General features: G+C 59.4%; 13 protein-coding genes and 2 pseudogenes. 4 read left to right on the top strand and 11 right to left on the bottom strand.

Annotation, left to right across the window (positions count from 1 at the left end):
• Positions 1 to 105 precede the first annotated feature (105 nt).
• From KVG95_RS29275 to KVG95_RS29260, 4 genes are all read right to left on the bottom strand, one after another.
• Entirely contained in the window at positions 106 to 1,302 is a 1,197-nt protein-coding gene (locus KVG95_RS29275; RefSeq protein WP_217858919.1) for a PepSY-associated TM helix domain-containing protein, read from the bottom strand.
• Positions 1,303 to 1,372: 70 nt separating this feature from the next.
• Positions 1,373 to 3,874, bottom strand: coding sequence for a TonB-dependent siderophore receptor (locus KVG95_RS29270; protein WP_217858918.1), 2,502 nt, complete (start codon positions 3,872 to 3,874; stop codon positions 1,373 to 1,375).
• An 87-nt stretch (positions 3,875 to 3,961) separates the two neighbouring features.
• The gene (locus tag KVG95_RS29265) at positions 3,962 to 4,975 is read right to left on the bottom strand and encodes a FecR domain-containing protein (protein ID WP_217858917.1); all 1,014 of its coding nucleotides are present in this window, start codon (positions 4,973 to 4,975) and stop codon (positions 3,962 to 3,964) included.
• Positions 4,975 to 5,475, bottom strand: a complete 501-nt coding sequence (locus KVG95_RS29260) for a sigma-70 family RNA polymerase sigma factor (RefSeq protein ID WP_008005709.1) — start codon at positions 5,473 to 5,475, stop codon at positions 4,975 to 4,977. The genes KVG95_RS29265 and KVG95_RS29260 overlap by 1 nt, the downstream gene beginning before the upstream one ends.
• Positions 5,476 to 5,778: 303 nt before the next feature.
• On the opposite strand from KVG95_RS29260, the gene KVG95_RS29255 reads away from it, so the two are divergent.
• Positions 5,779 to 7,659 (top strand): methyl-accepting chemotaxis protein, encoded by a 1,881-nt coding sequence (locus KVG95_RS29255; protein WP_217858916.1) that lies wholly within the window; start codon positions 5,779 to 5,781, stop codon positions 7,657 to 7,659.
• A gap of 155 nt (positions 7,660 to 7,814) precedes the next feature.
• Here KVG95_RS29255 and KVG95_RS29250 read toward each other — a convergent pair whose 3' ends face one another.
• The 5 genes from KVG95_RS29250 to KVG95_RS29230 form a co-directional block, all read right to left on the bottom strand.
• Complete coding sequence (locus KVG95_RS29250; RefSeq protein WP_217858915.1) at positions 7,815 to 8,282, bottom strand: SRPBCC family protein; 468 nt, start codon at positions 8,280 to 8,282, stop codon at positions 7,815 to 7,817.
• A 29-nt stretch (positions 8,283 to 8,311) separates the two neighbouring features.
• Entirely contained in the window at positions 8,312 to 11,728 is a 3,417-nt protein-coding gene (locus tag KVG95_RS29245; RefSeq protein ID WP_217858914.1) for a non-ribosomal peptide synthetase, read from the bottom strand.
• 13 nt (positions 11,729 to 11,741) lie between these two features.
• Complete coding sequence (locus KVG95_RS29240; RefSeq protein ID WP_052967409.1) at positions 11,742 to 12,671, bottom strand: diiron oxygenase; 930 nt, start codon at positions 12,669 to 12,671, stop codon at positions 11,742 to 11,744.
• Positions 12,668 to 13,444, bottom strand: coding sequence for a DUF3050 domain-containing protein (locus KVG95_RS29235; RefSeq protein ID WP_217858913.1), 777 nt, complete (start codon positions 13,442 to 13,444; stop codon positions 12,668 to 12,670). The genes KVG95_RS29240 and KVG95_RS29235 overlap by 4 nt, the downstream gene beginning before the upstream one ends.
• Before the next feature lie 725 nt (positions 13,445 to 14,169).
• Positions 14,170 to 14,880, bottom strand: coding sequence for a GntR family transcriptional regulator (locus KVG95_RS29230; protein WP_217858912.1), 711 nt, complete (start codon positions 14,878 to 14,880; stop codon positions 14,170 to 14,172).
• Between the two features lie 198 nt (positions 14,881 to 15,078).
• Here KVG95_RS29230 and lapG point away from each other — a divergent pair, with 198 nt between their 5' ends.
• From lapG to KVG95_RS29215, 3 genes and pseudogenes are all read left to right on the top strand, one after another.
• Complete coding sequence (gene lapG / locus KVG95_RS29225) at positions 15,079 to 15,771, top strand: cysteine protease LapG (protein WP_052967406.1); 693 nt, start codon at positions 15,079 to 15,081, stop codon at positions 15,769 to 15,771.
• Between the two features lie 14 nt (positions 15,772 to 15,785).
• Positions 15,786 to 17,732, top strand: coding sequence for a cyclic di-GMP receptor LapD (gene lapD, locus KVG95_RS29220; protein ID WP_217858911.1), 1,947 nt, complete (start codon positions 15,786 to 15,788; stop codon positions 17,730 to 17,732).
• Positions 17,733 to 18,234: 502 nt separating this feature from the next.
• A pseudogene (locus KVG95_RS29215) lies at positions 18,235 to 18,489 on the top strand (DUF6124 family protein); the annotation flags it as partial.
• A 155-nt stretch (positions 18,490 to 18,644) separates the two neighbouring features.
• Here the strand turns inward: KVG95_RS29215 and KVG95_RS29210 are convergent.
• Positions 18,645 to 18,983 carry a tryptophan synthase subunit beta gene (locus KVG95_RS29210; protein WP_217858909.1) on the bottom strand — a complete coding sequence of 113 codons (339 nt, stop codon included), beginning with the start codon at positions 18,981 to 18,983 and terminating at the stop codon, positions 18,645 to 18,647.
• Between the two features lie 147 nt (positions 18,984 to 19,130).
• Positions 19,131 to 24,393: pseudogene (locus KVG95_RS29205) on the bottom strand (LapA family giant adhesin); the annotation flags it as partial.

Below are 24,393 nucleotides of genomic sequence, written 5' to 3'. Positions count from 1 at the left end.
GTGTGGGGTTTCCCCATGTGAGAGTAGGTCATCGTCAAGATTGAATTCCGAAACCCCTGTCTGCTTATGCAGACAGGGGTTTTGTCTTTCTGGGCTATAGAAACCTCAATCCGGTATGGGGTACATGCCGCTCTTGCGTGCCTTGCTACTCCTTCGAGCCAGCAACTTGCGCCACCAGATATAGATTCCCGTTACCGACAATACTGCAATCACAACACCCAACACCGCGATCATCACTTGCCCGGTGAGCCCAATGATTCGCCCTCCGTGGATTGGCAATTGCAGCCGATAAAAACGCTCTCCCAAGGTGCCTTGCCCTGCGATTTCCTGTCCCAGTAAACGCCCGTCCGTGCCATGGAAGAACAGCCAGGATTTTCCATGAGCCTCGGTATCATGTTGTCCAAACCCTGCGCCATAAAAGTTGTACTCAAAGCTGTAGTACAACTCTCCGATCGCAGCGGTCAGCCCCAGTCTTTGTCCTTCCTGCAATGCACGTTCATAAGCCTGTTGATAACTCAGCCGCGTAACCCCCAACTCTCCGGCAGGCATACGCCCGCGGGCCTCATAGACGCTCGGTTCAATTGGTGAAAACAGTGAAACCGCAGGCTTGAAGACTTGGCTCGGCAGATTCATGGCGACACTGCTGATAGCGATCGGCAGCAGCAATAACCAAAGCCACAAACCACCCGCCCGATGCAGGTCGAAGTTCAGCCGATAGGCGTGCCCGCCCTTGATCTTCCAGGCTGTTGACCACTTCTTCCAGAATGGTTTCCCTCGTGGAAGCGTCAGCCAAAGCGCAATAAAACAATCGACAACCCAGGCGATCGCGACCAGTCCCATTAACAACAATCCCCAGTTATTCGGCAGGACCAGGTTGTAGTGGAACTCCAGAATGAACGGGATGAAGTTCTCCCGCTGAAAACAGCATTCCCCCCAGTACCGCTGCCCCATCTGCTCGCCATTGACCGGATCCAGATAGAACACCTGATTGGGCTCGGCAAAAGGTTTTCCGGTCGCAGGGTCATTGCGTGGCACCGCAGCGAGCAATGCGGTATGAGCCGGTTCTGACGGGTATTCCATGTACCAGACTTGTAGCTTCGGATGCTCCGCTTGCAGCTTGTCGACCAAGGCACCAGGTGGCAAACGCTGACCTTCGGCAGACGCTGAATAAAACCCCGGATTGAGCCACTCATCCAGCTCATGATTGAACGCCAGAATACTGCCCGTAAGCCCGGCCATCAGCAGAAACAACGCGGTCGCCAAACCGATGTAGCGATGAAGTAAAACCAGAAATGCACGCATGGAATTTTCCTGCAGAGACGACAAAGCCAGCCCCAGGATTCAGGGGCTGGCTTTTTTGGATAACGAGTCGTTAGAACTGGTAGCTCACGGTAGCGGCGACGTTGCGCTCTTCACCCAAGTAGCAGAAGTTCAGGCTGGCACAGGAGGCCACGTAGGACTCGTTGGTCAGGTTGTTCGCATTCAGACGTACGTCCACGCCCTTCAAACCCACCTTGCCCAGGTCATAGCCGACAGACGCATCGAACAGCGTGTAGGACGGCACCTTCAGGGTGTTTTCCGCATCGGCCCAGCTGTAACCGACATAACGCACGCCGCCGCCCAGACGCAGGCCATCAAGCGCTGCGCTGTCGAATTTGTAGTCCGCCCAGACCGAGGCCATATGACGTGGCGCCTGTGTCGGCGAGTTGCCCTTGTTTTCGATCACGTCGGTGTCGGTGCTCAACGTACTGATCATCGACTTCGAATACTCGATGTCGGTGAAGGTGTAGCTGCCGAGGACTTTCAGGTTATCGGTCAGCTGCATGTGCGCTTCCAGTTCCAGACCTTGGGAGCGGACGGCGCCGACAGCGCGATAGAAGTTTTCCTGCGGCAGTTTGGTCGCCAGGTTTTCCTGATCGATGCGGAACAGCGATGCCGTGAACAAGTTATCGGTGCCCGGCGGCTGGTATTTCAGGCCCACTTCCCACTGGGTGCCATCGGTTGGTGCCAGAGGATTGCCGGCGCTGTCCGCGTAGGAGTTCGGGTTGAACGACTCGGAATAACTGATGTACGGCGCGATGCCGTTATCGAACAGGTACAACGCCCCGGCTCGGCCCGTCAGCTTGGTGCGTTTGTCACTGATTTCCGTGCCCACAGGGCGTCCCGCTTCAGCCAGTCGATTTTCATCGGAGGTTTCAACCCAGTCCTGACGCAGACCCAAAGAGAAGCGCCACTTATCCATCTCGATCAGGTCTTGCAGGTAGATGCCGGTCTGTTCCAGGCGACGCAGATAGCTGGTCGGGCTGTAGAAGTCGATGGCCGAATTGCCGTACACCGGATTGAACGCATCGATCGGCGCAAGACCACCACTGGTCCAGTCGACCACCGTTTTGCGTCGTTGGTAGTCCGCGCCCATCAGCACGGTGTGTTTGGTTGCGCCGGTGAAGAACTCGGCTTGCAGCATGTTATCGACGATAAAGGCGTGGAGCTTTTCGTCGCCGCCGGTGTAGTAGCGGTTCAACTCGTTACTGGTGGGGGTGGTCCAGCCATACGCGTAAACCTGATCGATCTTCACCTTGGAGTCCAGATAGCGGAAGTTCTGCCGCGCGGTAAAGACGTCGTTGAAGCGGTGTTCGAACTGATAACCGAAGGACTGTTGATCACGCTGGAAACCATCAATGCCCGGCTCACCTTCGAAGAAGTTTGGAGAGATCCGATTGCCATTGCGCTGATGGATCGTGCCATCGGCCGGGACGCCGCCGTGATAGCCGCCGTCGGGATCGTGTTGCAGATAGGCTTGCAGCGTCAGTGAGGTATCTTCGGTGAGGTCGATGCTCACCGTCGGCGCCAAGGCGAAGCGCTTTTCCTTATTGTGGTCGAACTGTGTGTCGGACTGATCCGCCAACCCTGTCAGCCGATAGGCAATACGCTTGTCATCATCCACCGGCCCGCTGAAGTCGAAACCCATGCCGCGCTGGCCTTGCGTGCCCACCGTGGCTTGAACCTGATGATAGGGCTCATACAACGGTTTCTTGCTGGTCAACGCCACCAGCCCACCCGGCGAGCTACGACCGTAGAGCACCGACGATGGCCCTTTGAGAATATCGACTCGTTCGAGGAAGTACGGGTCCACCTGCATGGTGCTGTAGGTGCCGCTGTCGCCCATGGATTTGAGGCCGTCGAGATAGATATTATCCACCGAGCCGTCGTTGAAACCGCGCATCGCCACGTAGTCATACCGGTGGGTTGCGCCGTAAGGGTTGGTCAGCACGCCCGGGGTGTAGCGCATTGCCTGGGACACGGTTTGCGAGCCTTGGTCGTCCATTTGCTCGCGGGTCACCACGGACACGCTTTGTGAGGTTTCCAGCAGTGCGGTACTGGTCTTGGTGGCGATCTGGCTGTGCGTTGCGTTGTAGCCATCCATGCTGCCCAGCGCATTGCCCAGGGCGAAGCCTTTGATGTCGGTGGTGGGTAGCGCCAGGGCTTCGGTTTCAGCGACCGGCCGCAGCACATAGCTGCTGCCATCCTGACTGACGGCCACAAGCCCTGTGCCGTTGAGCAAATGGCTCAACGCCTGATCCGCCGAATAGTCGCCCTGTAGTCCCGGTGACTGGAGGCCCTGAGTTTGAGCTGGAGTCGTCGACAGCGTGATGCCCGCCTGACGCGCGAATTGATTGAGCACATCGCTCAAGGGGCCGGCGGCGATGTTGTAGCGGTGACTAGTGACTTCGCTGCCCTGGGCTGCAACGCCAAGTGTCGGCAGCAGGCCGACACTCAATGCGGTCGAGAACAGCGCCGCGCGGATGGCGTGGCGCAATACGCCTGATTCCGCGGCGAAATGGAGAGGGTTCTTACTGATGGCGCGCACAGTCATTGTAGGTTCCGTAGGAAGTCGCTGAAGGCAGAGTTGAAGTGCTTACTGACTAAGCCGGACTTGTTCGGAAAACCCGCCAAAAATAATTCAGGTCTGTCGCTCCAGCGTCACCCACCAGCGAGTGCGATAGCGCAGTTGCACCGGCAGGGTGTGCGGCAGGATGGCCAGCAGTTTGTCGGTGTCTTCGAGACGGAAAACCCCGGACAGCCGCAAGTGGGCAATGTCCGCCGCGCAGGTCAGGTAACCGGGCCGGTAACGCCCGACTTCATTAATGAAATCCCCGAGGCGCATGTTTCGGGTGACGATCAGGCCGTCCACCCAGGCGCCGGCATCCATGTTTTGAGGCGGTGCCAACTGCGCGCGACTGCGATCGATCAGATAACTCTGCCCGGCCTGCACCTGAATCGGCAGGCCATCAGCCGCCCGTGGCGAATGGATCGCGACCGTGCCGCTGGTGACGCTCAGCCGCGTGCAGTCGGTGTCCTGACGAACGATGAAGCGCGCCGCCACACTTTCGAACACGCCATGACGGCTTTGCACCCGCAACGGTCGATCAAACGAAACCCCTTCACTTGCCCCACCGCACGTCACGATGATTTCGCCGCGAGTCAGTTTGATCAAGCGCTGCTGCGCGGTGTAGTCCAGATCCACCGCGCTGGCGGTGTTGAGTTCCAGGCGCGTGCCATCCGGTAACTGGAAACCGCGTCGCTCGCCCGTGGCGGTGGCGAAGTCGGCGGTCCACTGCTGCCAGCCGATCGTATCCTTGCCCAACCACGCCGCTGAACCCATTAGCAATGCGCCCGATAGCAGCTTCAATGCCTGACGCCGCCCCAATCCCTGTGCGCTGTTTTCCAAAGTGTTGAAAGCGACTTGGGCGCCGGGCACCGCGCGCAGATTACTGCTCAACTCGGCTTGCAGGGACTGCACCCGTTGCCAGGCCAGTTCGTGCTCACGGTGTTCCGCTCGCCAGACGTCGCACTGCTGGCGCAGTCTGGAATTGGTCGCGTTGTTGCGCAGACGCAGTAACCAATGGATAGCTTGTTTAACCACCTGCTGATGTGACTCGCCGCGACGGTTCAGCGCTGAGTTATCCACAGGCATCACGCTTCATACCGCAGCACGTAACAGTGATATAGCGCGTCGGCCACATAGCGTTCCACTGAGCGTAGGGATAATCCCATGTGTTCTGCGATCTGCTTGTGGGTAAGTCCTTCGCACTGGGCCAGCAGAAATGCCTGACGCACTTTCGGCTTCAGGCCTTCAAGCATGCGGGCGATGCTTTCCAGCAATTCGAGCACCAATGCCCGCGCCTCGGCGCTCGGGGTTTCGGCCTCGGGCAAATGGGCGATGGTTTCGAGGTACGCGCGCTCGATTTCCTCACGGCGCCAGTGGTCGATCACCAGGCCGCGGGCGATGGTTCGCAGAAAAGCGCGGGGGGCCTTGAGTTCCAGGCGTTCGGTTCTTTGCAACAGACGGACGAACGTGTCCTGAGCCAGATCCGCCGCATCGGCCGCGTTACCCAATCGAGCGCGCAGCCACGTGTTGAGCCAACCGTGATGACTGCTGTAAAGCGCCTGTACTGCAAACTCAGGTGAAGACATGAACGCGACAGCTCGACGTCACAAATGATAATTAGTCGCATTGTCATCAAGGGTCGAAAAATTTGCAACTGCCGTTCGAGCAATCGTCAGCAAACACTGCTACTCGCACGCTCTAGCATGCCGTTCGGCGGGTATCTGATGGCTTTCGCACAAATCCCTAAGATTTCTCCCACTCGTGCCGACAGCCTTGGTGAGACATGCGTGCACCAAAGTAGAGCGGCCTCAGAATGTCCGTCTGCGCTGTTACATGGAATGTTGCAACCCGGAACGCATCCCCACTTTTTGCATAAGAAGTCCCATGAAATGAATCTCAAGTTCAGCCATAAAATTCTGCTGGCCGCTTCAGGCGTCGTGGTGTTGGCTTTTGCGTTGTTCACTTTGTACAACGACTATCTGCAGCGAAACACCATCCGACAGAACCTCGAGTCTTCCGTTGAGCAAGCCGGAGAGCTGACCGCCAGCAGCGTGCAGAACTGGATGAGCGGCCGCGTGCTGGTCCTGGAAAACCTCGCGCAGAACGTCGCTCATCAAGGCGCCAATGCCGATTTTCCGGGGCTGGTCGATCAACCCGCCCTCACTTCCAACTTCCAGTTCACCTACGTCGGGCAGGCCAATGGTGTGTTCACCCAGCGCCCTGACGCGAAGATGCCGGACGGCTACGATCCGCGTCAGCGCCCTTGGTACAAACAAGCCGTGGTCGCCGACAAGACCATGCTGACCCCGCCTTACATGGCTGCGGTCGGCGGGTTGGTGGTGACCATCGCTATGCCGGTGAAGAAGCAAGGCGAACTGTTGGGCGTTGTCGGCGGCGACCTGAGTCTGGAAACCCTGGTGAAGATCATCAACTCGGTGGAATTCGGTGGCATCGGTCACGCGTTCCTCGTCAGCGCCGACGGTCAGGTGATCGTCAGCCCGGACAAGGACCAAGTGATGAAGAACCTGAAAGACATCTATCCGGGTTCCAGTGTCCGTATCGGGAAAGGCAATCAGGAAGTAGAACTGAACAAGCAGGACCGCATCCTCTCGTTCACGCCGGTGAGTGGTTTGCCGAATGCCGAGTGGTACGTCGGTCTGTCGATCGACAAGGCCAAGGCCTACGCACCACTGAGCCAATTCCGCACCTCGGCGCTGATCGCGATGTTCATCGCCGTGACCGCCATTGCAGTGCTGCTGAGTCTGTTGATCAGCGTGCTGATGCGTCCGCTGACCACGATGGGTCGAGCGATGCAGGACATCGCTCAGGGTGAGGGCGACCTGACCCGTCGTCTGGTCGTAGAAAGCAAAGATGAGTTCGGCGAGTTGGGCGGCTCCTTCAACCAATTCGTGGAGCGGATTCACGCGTCGATTTCCGAAGTGTCCTCGGCGACCCGTCAGGTGCATGACCTGTCGCAACGGGTGATGGCATCCTCCAATGCTTCGATCATTGGCTCCGACGAACAAAGCGCCCGCACCAACAGCGTGGCCGCGGCGATCAACCAATTGGGCGCTGCTACCCAGGAAATCGCCCGCAACGCCGCCGATGCTTCGCAACACGCCAGCGGCGCGAGCGAGCAGGCCGATGACGGTCGTCAGGTGGTGGAAAAAACCATCCTGGCCATGACTGAGCTGTCGCAAAAAATCAGCCTGTCCTGCACACAGATCGAAACCCTGAACGCGAGCACCGACAACATCGGTCACATTCTCGATGTGATCAAAGGTATCTCCCAGCAGACCAACTTGCTGGCGCTCAACGCGGCCATCGAAGCGGCTCGTGCCGGTGAGGCCGGTCGTGGTTTTGCGGTGGTGGCGGACGAGGTGCGTAACCTGGCTCATCGCACTCAGGAATCGGCGGAAGAGATCCACAAGATGATCAGCTCGCTGCAGATCGGTTCTCGCGAAGCGGTGACCACGATGAACGCCAGTCAGGCATCCAGTGAACAGAGCGTCGAAGTGGCAAACCAGGCCGGCCTGCGACTGGTCAGCGTGACCCAGCGCATCGGCGAAATCGACGGCATGAATCAGTCGGTGGCCGCAGCGACCGAAGAGCAGACTGCCGTGGTGGAAACCCTCAACGTCGACGTCAACCAGATCAACCTGCTGAACCAGCAGAGCGTGGCCAACCTCAATGAAACATTGAAGGATTGCGATGCGCTGTCCCAGCAGGCCAATCGGTTGAAGCAGTTGGTTGATAGTTTCAAGATCTGATTGAGGTCAGTTGAACCGCGCTATCGTTCAATCGCGAGCAGGCTCGCTCCCACATGGGAATTTCAGTGATCACAACATTTGTGTACGACTGAGAAACCCTGTGGGAGCGAGCCTGCTCGCGATAGTGGTGCACCAGTCACCGCTGAACCGAAGCCTTATACAAACAGCTTCAGCACATTGTTCATCGCATCATCGGCAAACCCCTGAACAAAATCCTTGAACCCCGGCAGGGCTTCGGCATCACCTTGGGCCGGTTCGGCGATGATGGTCCAGGTCGCCCGCGACTTGCTCGCCCCCAAGGTTTCAACACTCATCGCCGCCCACAAATTGGCCACGCCCAGCGTGTTGTAGATCGTCGTCCAGGTCATGTTCAGCGCCTGGTCATCCCGGGAGTTGAGTTGCTCGACCACCAGGTTGCCGTCCTTGAAGAATTTCTTGCGCAGCGACGACACACCTTCGCCCGTCATCTCGATATGCGACAGCGCCGGAATGAATTGATCGAAGCCGGCAAAGTTACCGACCACCGTCCAGACTTGCGCCGCATCGGCCGGTACTTCCACCGAAGACACAACGTGGCAGCCGTGAGGATTTTTGATCAGGGTATCGGGTTGCAGAGTATTCATGGTTTTGCTCCGTGCAGGGTTAGGGTGAATCAGATGAAGTTGATTTCTTTGAGGTAGTCGCAGCCGCGCCGCAGCAACGCCGGGGATTTTTCCGGGTAGTGCGCGCCCATCTGCCGGACGCCGGCCTGGGCGTTGTCGTGGCCGATCATCGAGATGTCGCCGATGTCTTCTTCGAAGCCGTTGAGGTAGAAACCCAGTACGCCAAACAGCGCGTTATCACTGTCGACGCGGCCCAGTTGCTGCTGCCAGTCGGCGACGCTGACCATGGCGAACTCCCGACCGGCCTCGCGAAACGACGCCACGTAGCAATCCCAGCTAAGGGGCTCGGGGTTGTGCAGGTTGAACACCGCTTTTTCGGCTTGGTAACGGCTGGCGTGGAAGGCGATGAAACGGGCGAGGAAATCCACCGGCATCAGGTCGAAATTCAGCGCGAACTCCGGCACCTTGCCGAGCTGGATCGAGCCCTTGAGCATCAGCATCAAGCGATTCTTGTGGGGTTGGCAGACACCGGTGAGGCTGTTGAAACTGATGTTGCCGGGGCGATAAAGATTGACCCGCACCCCACGCTCCCGCGCCCGTTCGAGGATCCGCTCGCCGACCCATTTGGACAGGTTGTAGCCGTTCTTGATGTAGATCGGCGGTGTCTGTGCTGCGGGCAATTCCAGCACCCGGCCATCGTCGGAAATCGTGCTGGACGCCGAGAGCGTCGAGATGAAATTGAAGACCTTTTTGCTGCGCCCTTCACACAAACGCAGGCACTCGAAAATCGGCTCGACGTTGTCCCGCGCCAACGACTCGTAATCGAGGACGTGATTGACGTTGGCGGCGTTGTGCACCAGCGCGCCGAACTCGCGGTCCAGTCGTTGGTAAACATCTTCGCTGAGCCCCAGTTGCGGGCGAGTGATGTCCGCCGCGTAAACCCGCACCCGGCTCAGGTCCAGATGCTCCAGACGGTTTTCCCGCAACGCCTGAGCAAAGCGTTGCGCCGCCGATTGCCCGCTGCCATCGCGCACCAGGCACGCTACTTCGCTGGCGCCCCAGGCCAGCAGCGCTTCGACGATATGAACACCGACAAAGCTGTTGGCGCCGGTGACGATCACCTTGTGCACATCGCCCATTCGGCTGACCGGCAATGGCTCGACATCCAGTTCACGGAAGGCATCGGCCAGGGCTTTTTCGCTTAGCACTTCTTCGGTCCCGGAGCCGCGCACCAAGGTCGCCAGCTTCGCAATCGTCGGCAGTTCGATGAAGCGGTTGATCGATATGCTACGGCCGAATTCCTCACGCAAACGCAGCAACATGCGCGACAGCAGGATCGAGTGTCCCCCCAGATTGAAGAAACTTTCGTCGGTGGAAATGTCGCTGGCGGGCAGCTCCAGCAGTTCGGCCCAGATCTCCAGCAATAGCGCTTCATCGGCGCTGGCGGGCAAACGCCGTTGGCTGTTTTCGGTCACATTGACAGGCAGTTCCAGCAGCGCTTTGCGGTCGACCTTGCCGTTGCTGGCGAACGGCATGCTCGCCAGTTCGGTCCATGCGGTCGGCTGCATGTAGTCCGGCAGAAACTGCATCGCGTGGGCTTTCAAGGCTTCGCGAGCAGCACCGGGTTGCTCTTCCTGAGGCTGCGCGAGAAAGGCCAGAATCCGTCGATGAGGGTCGATGACCACCGCCACCTGACGGTACAGCTGACTGTCGCGCAGGCAGCGTTCGATCTCTTCCGGCTCGACCCGAAAGCCGCGAATCTTCACCTGATTATCTCGCCGTCCGCACAGCTCGATACCGTCGGGGGTCCACTTGGCCATGTCGCCGGAGCGGTAGGCGCGCAAGCTCTGGCCGTTCGGCAGGCTCAGGTTCAGATAGCGTTCGGCAGTCTGCTGCGGGTTATTCAGGTAACCCAGGCACACCCCCGGGCCGACGATGTACAACTCACCGACGGTTTGCTCGGCCACCGGTTGAAAGTCCTCATCAAGGATCAGCACCTGACTGTTGGCAATCGGTGCGCCGAGTGTCCGGTTGCTGTCGCCGGTACGTAGTTGCCGCGCGGTGATCAGCACCGTGGCTTCGGTCGGGCCGTAGAGGTTGTAGAGATTGCCTTGGCGAGTAAGTTGCTCGATCACGTAGGGTTCGCAAACATCTCCACCGGTCATCACATGATCGAGGATTTGCAACTGATCCAGCGGCAGAATGCTCAACAGCGCCGGTGGCAAAAAGGCGTGGCTCAGCCGCTGGTGACGGATCAGCTCGACCAGTTGCAGCGGGTCGCGACGTTGGTCCTCGTTGGGCACGATCAGCTCGGCGCCCTGAAGCAGGGTCGGGAAAATATCGATCAGCGATGAATCGAAACTCAACGATGAAAACTGCAACGCCCGACTCTGTTCGGTCAGCTGCACGTAATCGGCGTACCACGCCGTGAAGTGCGCGAGGTTGGCCTGGCTGAGCAACACACCTTTGGGGTGCCCCGTGGTGCCCGAGGTATAGAGCGCCATGCACGGTGCGTCGAGATCGGGTCGTTGGCGCATCAAGGGTTGATCGAGATTCACGTCGCCGATGTTGATGCGGTTGATGTCCAGTCCCGGCATCGTCTCGCTGAGCGGGTGTTCTCCGTCATGCAGCAACAACACCGCCCCGGCGTTTTCCAGAATGTACTGCTGACGTTGCAGCGGATGGCTTGGCTCCAGCGGCAGGTACACCGCGCCGCTGCCCAGAATCGCGAGAATCCCTGCATACAACGCGCTGCATTTTGGCAGGCAGATCCCGACCACCAACGGTCCCTGATGCTGATCGAGCAACGGTTGCAAACGCTGTTGGATGGCGCGGCTGTGGGCGTGCAATTGCCGATAGCTCAGAACCGAGCCGGCGATGTTCAGCGCTGGCCGCTCGGCAGACAGGATGAAGCGCTGCTCAAGTCGCTCGATCATCGGGATCTTGCCGAGTTGCAGCAGCCATGGTTCCGCCGTGGTGTTGAGCTGATGGACGTAGGCCAGGTGCTCGAAAAACAGCAGATTTTCCACCTGCTCGAAGTGCGCGGAAGCCATCGGTTCTGCCTGCAAGAAATAATCGGCATCCCGGGAGAAGCGGCTGACAAGCAGTGCCACGTGATCGACCAGATCGGCCACCGCTCGCAGGCGCAATGCCTGGCCGTTACCGGACAGTTCTTCGGCGACTGGCACGCGACTTAGCTGCATCGAGTTGTATGTGCACAGCAGGTCCAATGCTGGCAGGCCTGAGGCTCCCGGCACGCCGATACCCAGCTGCAGCGTCAGGTGTGGTGCATCGCCGAAGTCCTGAAACGGCAGGCTCGCATCGTCGATCAGCAAATCAAACGTGCTTGGCGCCAGCGCCTCCAGATTCGCCAGCCGCACCAGTGAATGACCGTGTTGTTCGAGTTCCAGCGCCAGGTCGGTCAGGGCCTGGCTTTGCCCAATGAGCAAAATATCGAGACGTCTCATGATGTTCTCCTCGTTAAACCAGGTAGTCGCTCAGGGCGCTTTGCACACACGGTGAATCGAGCAGCGAACTGCTGCGGAAAAACCGCACGATGTTGGCGACCAGCGGGTGATGGCGATTGATCGGAAAGGCCAGCCCCGACACTTCGCTCTTGAGTGCCCGACGCGCCACATCGCTGATCTGCAAGGCATCGATCAAGCGGAAGTCGAAGGACTTCTGGATGTCGTTGGTCAGGTAATGGCCGATGAACACCGGGAGGATTTGCGCGATGCACTGGCGATCGTCTTCGCTAGCGGTGTGCCAGTAGATGCGCACCAACCGCGCCCAGAACCCGGAGTGACGGCCCTCGTCGAGCAAGTGGTCGGCCATCAGGCCCTTGATCGATTGCTTGACCGTGTCGTCCTTGGCGAACGCCGCGACATCGCCGGTCACGGTGTTCTCGGCGATGGCCACGCAGATCAGCTCCACGGCGCTGCGCAGGTGTTCAGGTGCGAGCGCCACCGCTGCCGGAATGGCACGGCTCAGTTCGATTTCATCCGGCAGTGCGATCGGCGCGATGCCGGTCATGGCAACGGTTTGCTGCATGAAATCCATGGCCACCAGGGCGTGGTAATCCTCGTCCACCACCACGGTCATGGCGTCGTAGCGACAGGCGAACGGGAACGCCACGCTGAAGCGGTTTTTGGCGATGCTGCGGGCGGTCTTGTCGACGATCTCGGTTTCGAAAATCACCACGTCATTGATGAACTTGTAGAGCGTCTGCACCAGGGCAAAGTCCCGTTGTTCCGGGCATTCGCGCAGGAAGGTTTCACTCAGCACCAGCGGCTGACGGCTCAGCGGATAGATCAGTTTGTCGTCGTTCTCCAGTACGCGCCGGGGGCGGGTGCGAATGGTCGCGCGGCTTTCCCAGGCGTCGGCGAAGGATTGGTAGTCGGCGGCGTTCATGCGTTCACCTCCGCCACCGGTTCGCTCATGCTCAGGCGCAAGCCGTCCCACAGAGCGATGCGGCTTTCCACGGCGGCAATGGCGCTGGCGTAGACGTCTTCTTCGCGCTGCGGATCGCCATCGACAAGGCGGGCGAGGAGTTTTTCCGCCGCCGGGCCGTGGTCTTCGGAATCGACTTCGATGTGCCGTTCCAGGTAGTAACGGAAGGTCGGCGCCTGTTCGATGCCGATGCCCCAGTCGTCGAGAATCCGTTGGAACATCTGAGGAATCACACTCTCGCGGCCATGCAGAAACGCCGCCGCCACACTGTGCCCCGGTGCATGCATCGCGGTGTGCAAGGTGTGGCGCACGAACTGCGCGGCCGCCGGGTCGACGTCCACGCTTTGCAGTGCCACGTCGTAGCTCACGCCTTCTTTTTGCAGCGCCACGAAGCGTTCGACGGCGACCGTGCTGGCACCGACTTCGCGCATCGCATCCAGGTACAACTCGAAATGGCTGTAGTGACCTTGGGCGGGGCGATCATCAGACTCCTCACCGAGCACGATCTCATTGATCAACCGCGCAGCCTGCGGATCTCGCGGCGGCAGCCAGGGCAACTGAACGCAGGTCAGTTCCTGTTGCAGGCGCTTGGTCAACGACATGAAATCCCACACCGCAAACACATGAGTTTCCATAAAGCGTTGAAGGACCGATAACGAATGTATTTCAGAGAATATCGGGTGCGCACTAAGTTCTGCTTTCTTCTGGTTGAGATGATCTTTAGTCGGTTTCATAAACGAGCCTATAAGTGATCTGGAATACCGTTGAAGGTGCGTTGAAGTTTTCTGTTGGCGAGCGGGCGCCTCAATATGAATTGATGTTTGTCAGGTGTCTGCAAGTCGCACAGGAAGTGCATGATGCCCAGTGTGTATGGGTGGCGGAGAAAAACTAATACACGATCGAAGTGTCGGGCAAGTTATTTTTTAATTAATTTAAAGTTTAACTTTCTCGGGGGTGATAAGTTCCAATAAGACTTTTATATAAAGTTTTATTTGGGCGTAGTTGCTCCTTTCGGCTTATATAAGTCAAAATTTAAATAAAGAGTGAATGCCTCACTCAAAGCAACTTTCTACTGGGTTCGTTGATGTGATCTGAGGGGTGGAAGTTGGCTGGGAATGACGCCGGTTCTTCCTTTCCCGTGGCAAGACTCCTTCCATAGGTTCTTGGTGCGTCGACTGCTCCGCGGGGCGGTGCGTCGCCCGTCATTATTCGTTGGCAGCCCAAGAGTGAGCGTAATTCACGGCAGTCGCTATCACCGCTGCATGATCTGCCAGGTGCAATTGTCGGGTTAAGGGGGCAGGGGCTTTGGGGCGGGGGCAGGAAGTCGCTGCACACCGGTCCGGTGTGAACGAAAGGGGATTTGTAAGCAGATTTGTTCGTCGACCAATCCAGGTGCGGATCAGCTCAATAGCGAAGCGAGCCGCTTAATGGGCTCGCTCGGGGTTGTCGCTGCGGTTTTTTACTTTGAGGTTTTCCGGCGCTGCGCCTCAGGGCTTTCGAGGTAGCGGGTGATGACTTCGACACCCCGGTTGAGGTGGTTTTCGAGCAACGTCACCGAGCGCTCGACGTCCCGCTCTTCGGCGGCGCGCAATAACGCTCGGTGATCTTCCTGGGACAGTTTGCCCAGGCCCATGGCTTCCAGGTTGAAGCGCAAGAAGCGCTCCTCTTCGTTCAACCCGTCTTCGACGAGTCTCAGCAGCCGCTGGTTGGGGGCCTTTTTATAAAGCGCCATGTGGAACAGGCGATTGAGCCGGCCGATCTCGGTGTAGTCGTGTTCCGTTTCCAACTCGTCGATATAGCGCGCCGCCTGTTCGAAATCGGCGGCTTCAAGAAGGGGGATCGACCGACGCAGGGCCTCGGACTCCAGCAAAACTCGCAGCTCATAGGTTTCTGCCGCATCGCCCTGAACCAGCGGTGCTACCACCGCGCCTTTATGGGCGATCACATTGAGCAGCGATTGCGCTTCGAGCTGGCGCAAGGCTTCGCGCACCGGCATGCGACTGACGCCGAACAGGTCGGCGAGGTCTTGCTGACGCAGGGCGATGCCGCAAGGAATGCGACCGTCGAGAATCGCCGCGCGCAGGGTTTCTTCGATCACCGAGCGCGCCAGATGGGCGGGAATTGGCCCGTTGACCTTGATACTGCTGAGAGGGTTGGGCTTCTGTGTCACAACAAACGCACCCTGTTTGGCTGAATTATTTGGATCCAAATGGACACTAGTGACTGCCTGACGGGTTGTCAAACGGGCAAAGGATCGCATTACCTTAAAGTCTAGCGTGCCGACGGTGATCTCACCGTGCCATTGTCTTTTACCGGGCTAACCTGCACCATCAACCGACTTCCACCTGCCTACCCTGGATGCCTCGCATTGGCGGTACGTTTCGCGATCCCTCGGATTCTGCGCTGGCTAGGCTGCGCACTGCTGCTGGCCGGCGTCATGCTGGGCGGGCTGCATGCCGACTGGGATTTTTCGCTGATCAGCCGTCGCGCGCAGGCATTGTACGGGCCTTTGGGTGAAGGGCAGCAGCGCATTGATGCCTGGCAGCAATTGCTGGCCACGCAGAAGCAGATTGGCGAGCTGGAACAGCTCAACGTGGTCAACCGATTCTTCAACAAGCAGATGCGCTACGAAGAAGACATCGACCTGTGGCATGAGGTCGATTATTGGGAAACACCGATCGAAGGCTTATGGAAAGGCGCCGGTGATTGTGAAGACTACGCTATCGCCAAGTATTTCAGCCTGCGCCATCTTGGTGTCTCCAGTGACAAGCTGCGCATCACCTACGTCAAGGCTTTGCGCCTGAATCGCGCGCACATGGTGCTGACCTACTACTCGAGCCCCGAGGCGATGCCTTTGGTGCTCGACAGCCTGATCGACGGGATCAAGCCCGCCAGCCAGCGAACCGATTTGCTGCCGGTCTACTCTTTCAATGCCGAAGGGTTGTGGCTGCCGGGTGCCAAGGGCAACAAAAAGGTCGGAGACACCAAACGCCTGTCCCGCTGGCAGGATGTGTTGAAGAAAATGCAGGCCGAAGGTTTTCCGGTCGAGACGACTAACTAGGAGCACGCGCTCGGATGTCTTTGTTCAAACAGCTGTTGATCGCTATCTGTCTGTTCCTGGTGGTCGCCTTCACCGGCAGCTTCATGGTCAGTCTGGAAAGCTCGCGCACCCAGTATGTCAACCAGTTGCGCTCCCACGCCCAGGACGCTGCGACAGCATTGGCGCTGTCCCTGACGCCGAACATCGACGACCCGGCGATGGTCGAGTTGCTGGTCAGTTCGATCTTCGACAGCGGTTATTACGCGAGCATCCGTGTGGTCGATCTGGCCAACGACAAGACGATTGTCGAGCGCAGCGGCATCCCGGCGGTCACCAACGTGCCGGACTGGTTCGTCAAACTGATCGGACTGGAACCGGCCGGTGGCGACGCGCTTGTCAGCCGTGGCTGGGAGCAGGCCGCGCGAGTCGAGGTGGTTAGCCATCCGATGTTCGCGTTGGCCAAGCTATGGCAGAGCGCGGTGGGCAGCCTCGGCTGGTTGCTGATCTGCGGCGCGGTGAGTGCGGTGCTGGGCGCGCTGTTGCTGCGCCGGCAACTGAAACCGCTGGATTACATGGTCAAGCAATCCCACGCCATTGCTCGCCGCGAATTCCTCAGCCTGCCCGAACTGCCGCGCACCCCGGAACTGCGCCGGGTGGTGCAGGCGATGAACCAGATGGTCGAGAAGCTCAAGGCACTGTTCCAGGAACAAGCCGAACGCAGTGAAAAACTGCGAGCCGAATCCTATCAGGACAACCTGACCGGCTTGGCCAACCGGCGCTATTTCGAAATTCAATTGAACGCGCGAGTGAGCAATCCTGAGCAGGCCAGTTCCGGCTATTTGCTGCTGCTGCGGGTCAAGGATCTGGCGGGTTTGAACCAGCGGCTGGGCGGTCAGCGTACCGATGAATTGTTGAAAGCGGTGGGCGAGCAGTTGTCCCGTGAGTGCGCCAAGTACCCGGAAACCCAGAATCTCGTCACGCGCATTCGTGGCGGTGAATTCGCCGTGCTGGCGCCGGGGCTGGTGCGCGAAGAAGCGCTGCAACTGGCGAGTAACCTCGACAGTGCCTTGGCGAGCCTGCATGCGACGGGCGCCACGGACGTGGCGTCGGTGGCTTCGATCGGGCTGGCGCCGTTTGCCCATGGCGACTCGCCGCAAGCGGTCATCGGGTTGGCGGATCAGGCGTTGGCCCAGGCGGAAAGTCAGGGCGAACCTAGCTGGGCGTGCCTCGATCACAGTACATCGGCCCGGGTTGGCGATGACCACCATGCCTGGCACACCTTGCTGGATCAGGCGTTGGATCAGCAGCGTTTCGAGCTGTACTTCCAGCCGGTGGTGGCCAGCCACGACACGCAGGTGGTGCTGCACTACAAAGTGCTTTCGCGCCTGCTCGACGAGCAGGACCAGACCATTCCCGCCGGGCGTTTCTTGCCCTGGCTTGAGCGTTTTGGCTGGACCGCACGGCTGGACCGTTTGATGCTGGAACTGGTGCTTGAGCAGATGGCCGACCATGAAGAGTCGCTGGCGCTGAACCTGTCTTCGGCGACACTGGCGGATCCGCAGGCGCTGAACAAAGTGTTCGACATTCTGCGTCAGCATTCGAATCTCGGGGAACGACTGACCCTGGAAATCGGCGAAGAACAATTGCCTGAGCAAGCGGTGCTGGAACAGCTGACGCGGCGTCTGCGCGAACTGGGTTTCTCGCTGAGCCTGCAGCGTTTTGGTGGGCGTTTCAGCATGATCGGCAACCTGGCGCGGCTGGGGTTGGCGTATCTGAAGATCGACGGCAGTTACATCCGGGCGATTGATCAGGAGAGCGACAAGCGTCTGTTCATCGAGGCGATTCAGCGGGCGGCGCATAGCATTGATTTGCCATTGATTGCCGAGCGGGTCGAGACCGAAGGGGAATTGGCGGTGATTCGTGAGATGGGGTTGTATGGGGTTCAGGGGCAGTTGTTTGGTGAGCCTAAGCCTTGGCAGTAGGGTTTTAGTGCAGAGGTGCCCGTCAGTCCGTCTTCGCGAGCAAGCCCGCTCCCACATTGGACTTGTGTCGTACCACAATCCTGCGGTCAGCCCCGATCAACTGTGGGAGCGGGCTTGCTCGCGAAGGCGTCAGCACAGGCACCGGAAAAATCTGATGGCAAGATCCTAGGAGATTTCCTTCAAGTTGTAGCGGTTTTGGTGAACTTGTTCCGGCCGAAGTCCAAGGCTAGTCTGGCCTTGTCACTGAATAATCGGTGACACGGACGTGCAAGTCCGGGTAAAAACCACATCCTAACGGCGCCTCAGGCGATACATCGAGTATTTGTACTCGCGGTCTCTGCTTTATGGCGGCTGTGTGCGGGAGATCTTCGGATCTGCCGAGGTTTTGTTGGTCCTACTCGGTCTTGCACCCCGCACATAGCTGCCACCTTATTTCGCGTGCAAGCGAACTGGTTCAGCTTCCATTTGTGAGGACTTAACTATGTTCAAAGTAACTCCCAATCCCCCCGGCCACCGCAAAGGCCGCCTCTTCACCGTCTCCCCCGACATCGACATCGAAGCCCTTCTCGCCAGCGCCTCCGAAGACTTGCTCTCCATCAGCGCCATCGCTGCCGACCTGGCGGATGATGTGGAAGGTTCACGGCGCTCAGTAGCTTTGGCGCTGAGCCGAATGGCCGATGGCGTGCAGTTATTGGTGGAGCGGGCGCTGGATCACCTTGAATCGCCGGAAATGATGCAGGCTCGGGCCGAGGTTTAGCCGGGTAGAGAAGTGGTGAGTTGAAGATCGCCTTCGCGAGCAAGCCCGCTCCCACATGGGTTCTGTGTTGATCGTATGATTGCGGTTCGACACAAATCCAGTGTGGGAGCGGGCTTGCTCGCGAAGGCGCCAGTGCAGGCGCCGACGAAGGGACGTTAAATCAACCCCGTCTCTTCATCATCGATCAATTGGCTCAACCCGCCCAACGCTTCACGGGCCTGGTTTCGGTCCATCAGCTTGGCCTGAGCGGCCGGCGGCAGGTCGGTGACGCGTATCACGCCTTTTTGGGTCAGCACCTGAATCAAGTCATCGAGTACCCGGATCATTTCCAGGTCGCTCTGCTTGAGCTGCTTGAGGCTGGTCTCAACCACTTCGTGGGCAAACCAGGCCTGGATTTCATGGTTGTCGGCCGGCAGCGTTTCCGTGGCCTCGGCGTAGGCCGTGGCTTCCACGCGCACCAACTGACCTTGCGCATCGCGTTGCACGTAAAACATTGAGCATCCCTCGGAAATGGACCAGCGTCGTGCTGTCAGCAGCATAGGCCAACGCAGGCGAGTATGCGGTGCGACGACAAAATCGTCACCCGTGAGGTGGGCACAAACGTGACGACCGCCCGGTTTGGACGGCCATCAGTCTGCTGATCAGGTGTTGTTGTGATCGACTTTAATGGTCGGGTCACTGCCGGCAATCAACGAGTTGATGCTGGCGCTGGACCAATTGTTGCCTTCCAGTTTGATCGTCACATCCGGGGCGGCCGCTGCGGCATCGGCGCCGTTGAACTTGCCGCCAGAGCTGACTTGCAGGGACGACACACCATCCACCGTGGTGATCTTCAGGAAGTTATCAATGGTGCTGCCGGTTTCGCCCTGCAACAGATCACGCAGGTCGATGCGGTCACCTTCGCTGGCCTTGAAGTCCTTGATCACGTCGCTGCCGGTGTCGCCAGCCTTCCAGATGAAGGTGTCGGCACCCGAGCCGCCAATCAGGATGTCGTTGCCTTGACCGCCGATCAACGAGTCATTGCCGCTGCCGCCGAGCAGGATGTCATTGCCCTTACCGCCGTCGAGGAGGTCGTTGCCACCTTGGCCGAAGAGGATATCGTTGCCTGCGCCACCCAGCAGCGTGTCGTTACCGTCGTGGGCACCAGACACGTCGAACGCGGTGTAGTGCTCGGTGATGTATTGGTGCACGTTGCTGGTGGTGACTTTGCTGAGATCGACGCCGGTTTGCTGGGCCACGAACGCCTGCATGGCCTGATAACCCTCGCCGGCGATACCGTTGAAGCTCACCAGATCGCCGAACAGGAGGTCGTTGCCGTCACCGCCATTGACCGTGTCGGCACCCGGCATCGTCGCTTCGGTATGGCCGATGATCGAGTTGGCCAGGTCTTTCGGGTCGATGTTGGTCTGCGGCGTGTCATCCGAATCGTACGGCGCGAGGTCACCGAGGGTGACGTCCTTGTTCAGGCCGATGGCTTCCACCGTCGACACCTTGCTCAGCAATGTGAAGCTGCTGGTTGAGTTGTAGATGGCGGTGGAGTCGGTGTAGCTGCCGGTACCATCACGATCGGACAGCTCGTAGGTGCCGTTACCCTCGGCATGGAGGATGCCCAGTTCAGAACTGTGCCAGGTGCCCTTTTTTTGCTGAGTCAGCAGCGTGACGTTGCCGGCGCTGTCGATGGTCAGCTGGTGAGTGCTGTCCAGATAGCGGGAATAGGTCTGCCCCAACTTGTAGTTGGTGGTGGTGATGACGTCGTCGAGCTGCACGGTGCCGTACAAGGTCGGGTTGGTTTGCTCGCCGCTCTGGTAGTAGGTCGGCTTGCCATCGGTGATGAAGTACGTGAGGTTCTTCGCGCCGGTGTTGGCCATCGCATCGGCACTCTGGAACCAGTTGGCCGTGGTTTTGAACACGTCCTCGTAGTTGGTGCCGCCGCCGGACGACATCGAATCCAGTACGGATTTGAGCAAGGTCAGGGCGTTCGGGTCATTCAGGTTCACCGATACCGACTTGTTGACCTGGTTATCGAAGTCCGCCAGGAAAATGTTCACCGTCCCGGAGTTACCGCCCATGCTCTGCTTGAGGGTGTTGAACACCTCGGTCAGCGAAGCCTTGGCGGCGCTGATCGAAGAAGCGCTCATGCTGCCCGAGCTGTCGACCATGAAGGCGATGTTGTAGTTGGTGCCCGGCACCACGGTCAGCCCGCCAATGTCGGCGATCATGATGTCATTGCCGTCCGTACCGGTGATGGTGTCATCGGCGGCAGTGGCGGTGACGGCGTTGTATACCGCCGGGTACACCGTGACCGGGATCTGCGCGGTGCTTGGCGCCGAACCGCCGAGCGCTTCGGTGGATGTCGAGGTGACGGTCAGGGTGAACTGGCCGTTGTAGTACGGCGGCGGAGTAACGGTCAGCGTGCCGAGGTTCCAGCCGGTGACGTTGGCTTCGCCATTGGTCGTGCTGGCGGTGAAAGTGTGGCCTGCGCCATCGGTGAGCACCGAGCCCGCCGGGATGCCGCTGATCTTCACGCTCAGGCTTTCGGAGCCGTCGGTGTCGGTCAGCGCCGTTTTGATCGCGGACAGATGAACGCTGGTGCCTTCGGCGCCTTCATTGAGTTTGTAGCCGTCGTAGTAGCCTTCGCCATTGGTGCCGTGCAGGTCGGAAACCGTCACACCAGATGCGGCCAGATCGGCCACGCCGGTGTACAGCGGCACGCCGGCACTGCTCAGGTCGACCGCCGCACTGCCGTTGACCGACAGGTTGACGTCATAGCTGCCCGGGCCGCTCTGGTTGTGGTGGTAGATGTCCAGAGTGTAGTAACCGCTGGTGGTCGGGATGAACGAACCGTTCAGGTTACCGCCGGCACCCCAAGTGATTGCGGCCACGTTTTTACCGCCGATGGTCACCAACAGGCTGTCGTCACCGGTACCGCTGAAGGTGTACGTCTTGCCGGCTTCGAGGTAAATCAGGCCAGAGGTTTTCGAGGCGGTGCCGGCCGTGACACTACCGTTGGACTGCACATTGGTCACAGTGCTGCTGGAGTTCGGGGTACCCGCGCCGTCGATGATCGATTTCAGCGTGCCGGAAGCTGCGCCGCTGCCATCGGTGCCGAGGCCCGACAGGCCGGTCCAGACTTCCTTGATCAGGCCAGTGGACTTGACGCTATTGTCCGCGACGCTCAGGGATGGCGCATCGGCAACCGGTGTGATGTCGATTTTCACCGTGCCGGTGCTGCCCAGCAGTTGACCGTCGGTTGGCTGGAACTTGATCTGCGCGTAGTCCGCCTGTTTGTTGCCCACGCCGCTGCCACCGTAGCCATCGACGCCCGATTCGTTGGCATCTGGCGTGAAGCGCAACTTGCCGGCGTCGATGTCGGCTTTGCTGAAGGTCTGGTTGGTCGCCACGTCTTTCCAGGTCGCACCGTCCAGGTACTGCAATTTACCTTCGCCCGGCAGCTGAGTGATTTTTACCCCCAGATTGGCAGTTGCGCTGTCGACATCGCTGATGCCGAAGGTCGACCCGCCGAGGATCAGCGGGGTGTCTTCGGTGCCGGTGACGTTAGCCGGTGCGGCGGTTGGCGCGTCGTTCACGGCCACCACGTTGACGGTGGTGGTCGCGGTGTTGGAATAGTTGCTGCCATCGGTCACCGTCACGGTGATGATCCGCGGCACGGTGCTCGGATCTTCACTGCTGTTGGTGAAGCTGATGTTTTTGATCTGCTGCATGTAGTCGGCCAGCGTCGCGTTGCCCGACAGGGTCAGGGTGACGGTGCCGTCCTGGCTGTTGGCATTGATGGTGATGCCATTGACGCTGTTGCCCAGGTTCAGCGCATCGCCCGGCTGACGGTTGGTCAGCACGATGGTGGCGCCGGTCAGCATCGTGCTGTCCGGGTCGGTGATGCTCAGGTCGGTGTCGCCGATCGAGACGCCCTGGCCGGTGGTGCCTTCGGTGAAGGTCACGTTGTAGTTGGCCCCGGTGGCGCCGCTGGAGTTATTGGCGTCCAGATCGAGAACCGGCGCTGCATCGTTGTCGATGATCGAGGTGCTGACGCTGCCGTTGGAAGCGCTGACCGCGAGGTTTTCGAAGTTGCCGCCAGTGGCCGAGTCAATCTTGACCACGAAGTTCTCGGTGCCTTCGGTGAGCTTGTCGTCCAGCGTCGCGACGTTGAAGCTCGCGCTGCTGGCGCCCGCCGGGATTTTCACGGTGTACACGCCGGTGAAGTCCGAACCGTCGGCAGCGGTGCCGCTGTAGACGATTTTCAGGGTCACTTCGGTCTGTGCCGGGTGCGTCAGGCTGACGGTGTAGCTGGCGGTCTGGCCTTCGGTGACCGAGGTGCTGCCGCTGATGCTGACTTCGGTTTTATCGATCGTGTCGGTGACGGTCGTGACCGCAGCGGTATTGCTGGTGACCAGGTTTTCGAAGTTGCCGCCGGTCGCGCCAGTGATGGTTGCTTCGACGGTGCCGGCGTCTTTGTAGACGTCGTCCTTCGGCGCATCGACAGTCACGGTGCCAGTGGTTTTGCCAGCGTCGATGGTGATCACGGCGCCATTGCTCAACGTCACGGTCACCGGAGTGCCGGCGGCGTTGGTCAGGGTCGCGGTGTAAGTGATCTGGCTACCTTCGGCGACCGAGTTGGTCGCGCTCAGGCTGAGGTTGGTGGTGTCGACGGTGTCGGTCACGGTGGTGCTGACCGGCGTTTTATCCGCCACCAGATTCTCGTAGTTACCGCCGCTGACGCTGGTGATCGAGTTGGTCAGCGGAGCATGACCAGCCAATGTGTCGTTCGGTGCGGCGGTGGTCACGGTACCGGTGGTTTTACCGACTTCGATAGTGATCGTCTGACCGTTCGCCAAGGACACGGTGACCGGGCTGCCCGTCACGGGTGCACCGACAGTCGCGGTATAGGTGACAGTGCCGCCTTCTGCTGCCGAAGCGGTGGCGTTCAGGGTGACGGTCGAGGTGTCGATGGTGTCGGTGATGCTGGTTACAGCTGGGGCAGTGCTTGGCACCAGGTTTTCGAAGTTGCCACCGGTGGCGGTGGAGATGGTTGCCTGGACAGTGCCGGCGTCTTTGTAGACGTCGTCTTTTGGTGCATCGACGGTCACGGAGCCGGTAGTTTTACCCGCTTCGATGGTGATGATGGCGCCGTTGCTCAGCGTGACGGTCACTGGTGAGCCGGCGGTGTTGGTCAGGGTTGCCGTGTAGGTGATTTGGCCGCCTTCATCCACGGTGCCGGTCGCGGTCAGCGACAGGTTGGTGGTGTCCTGGGTGTCAGTCACCGAGGTGTCCGCCGACTTGCCATCGACGTCCAGTTTCTCGTAGTTACCGCCCGTAGCGCCGTCAATTTTGACGCTCAGGGAGTTACCGCCAGTCAGGGCATCGTTCGGCGCAGTGAAATTCACGCTGGCGCTGCTCGAGCCGACCGGGATGGTGATGGTCTGGCCGTTGGACAGGGTGACAACCACTGGCGAGCCGGTGACCGGTGCGCTGACGGACGCGGTGTAAACCACGGTGCCGCCTTCAGCCACAGTGCTGGTCGCGGTGAGGTTCACGGTCGAGGTGTCGATGGTGTCGGTCACATCGGTGACCGCCGCTGCCGGGTTGGTGGCCAGATTTTCGAAGTTGCCGCCCGCGGCGTCCTTGATCGTGACTTCAACCTTGCCAGCGTCTTTGTAGACATCGTCTTTTGGTGCGTCGACAGTCACGGAGCCGGTAGTCGCACCGGCCGCGATGGTGATGATCGCGCCGTTGCTCAACGTGACGGTCACTGGTGCGCCGGCGGCGTTGGTCAGGATCGCGGTGTAAACGATGGAACCGCCTTCGGCGACCGAGTCAGTCGCCGAGAGGCTGAGGGTGGTGGTGTCCTGGGTATCGGTGATCGAGGTGTCGGCCGACTTGCCGTCGACG

The sequence above is a fragment of the Pseudomonas farris genome, assembly GCF_019145235.1.
Lineage (GTDB): Bacteria > Pseudomonadota > Gammaproteobacteria > Pseudomonadales > Pseudomonadaceae > Aquipseudomonas > Aquipseudomonas farris.
The sequence above is the reverse complement of the archived record's forward strand: the minus strand, read 5'-3'. Positions and strand labels throughout refer to the sequence as shown.